At 62.9% G+C, this 1,233-nt stretch carries 1 protein-coding gene; it reads left to right on the plus strand.

What is annotated here, in order from left to right; all coding sequences use genetic code 11:
• Positions 1-92 precede the first annotated feature (92 nt).
• On the plus strand, positions 93-1,233 hold a 1,141-nt coding region (locus AWB67_RS38130), incomplete at its 3' end, for an AMP-binding protein (protein WP_087660888.1).

The raw sequence follows: 1,233 nt of genomic DNA on the forward strand, positions 1-1,233 counted from the left end.
TTTGAACGCTTCGCCTCCGATAGCGGCGCGCGAGCCCCAGGACGAATCGAACGGTTTATCCGGCGAACCATCGCCGGACCAAGGAGATTGACATGCAGGACGCAGTTCTCGAATCAATGCCAGCGGCTTATGCCTATCCGTTGCTGATCAAGCATTTGCTGCACACACCGCTCACCCAGACGCCCGATCAGGAGATCGTCTACCGTGGCGACGAGCGCATGACCTACCGCACGCTCGGCAAGCGCATCGCGCGCCTGGCCGGCGGCCTCGCGAAGCTCGGCGCGCAACACGGCACCACCGTCGCGGTGATGGACTGGGACAGCCATCGCTATCTCGAAGCCTACTTCGCGATACCCATGATGGGCGCCGTGCTGCAGACGGTCAACGTGCGGCTATCGCCTGCGGAGATCGCCTACACGATCAATCATGCGGGCGCGCAGATCCTGCTCGTCCACAGAGACTTCCTGCCGGTGGTCGAAGCGATCCGGGGCGAGCTGGAATCGGTGCGAACCTTCATCTTCATTGATGACAAGGACGCTGAAGCCTGCGCGCACACGATCCCGTTCGCCGACGAATACGAGAGCATGCTTGCTGCGAGCGAGCCCGCCTACGATTTCCCCGACTTCGACGAAAACACGCGCGCCACAACGTTCTACACGACGGGCACCACCGGCTTGCCGAAGGGCGTCTATTTTTCGCATCGGCAACTGGTTCTGCACACGATCACGGGGATGGCGGCGCTCGCAAGCCCGGTATCGGGCCAGCGTTTTCATCGCGGCGACGTGTACATGCCGATCACCCCGATGTTCCATGTCCACGCGTGGGGCATGCCCTACATCGCCACCGTGCTGGGCGTGAAGCAGGTCTATCCGGGCCGCTACGTGCCGGAGCGGCTCGTCAAGCTCGTGCGCGACGAAGGGGTCACGTTCTCGCATTGCGTCGGAACCATCCTGCACATGCTGCTCAATTGCGGCGAAGCAAAGACGGTCGACCTGAGCAGGTGGAAAGTGATCATCGGCGGGGGCGCCCTGCCTCAGGGACTCGCGCGTGCCGCGCTCGAGCGGGGCATTGATATCTTCGCGGGCTACGGCATGTCGGAGACTTGTCCGCTCCTGAGTGTCGCCCAGCTTCAACCCGGCAGCGAGACGCTCGAGCCCGACGAACAACTGCGCCTGCGCTGCAAAACCGGCCTCCCATTGCCGCTTGTGGACCTGCGCATTGTGAACGAGGACA

The sequence above is a fragment of the Caballeronia terrestris genome (genome assembly GCF_001544515.1).
Taxonomy (GTDB): domain Bacteria; phylum Pseudomonadota; class Gammaproteobacteria; order Burkholderiales; family Burkholderiaceae; genus Caballeronia; species Caballeronia terrestris.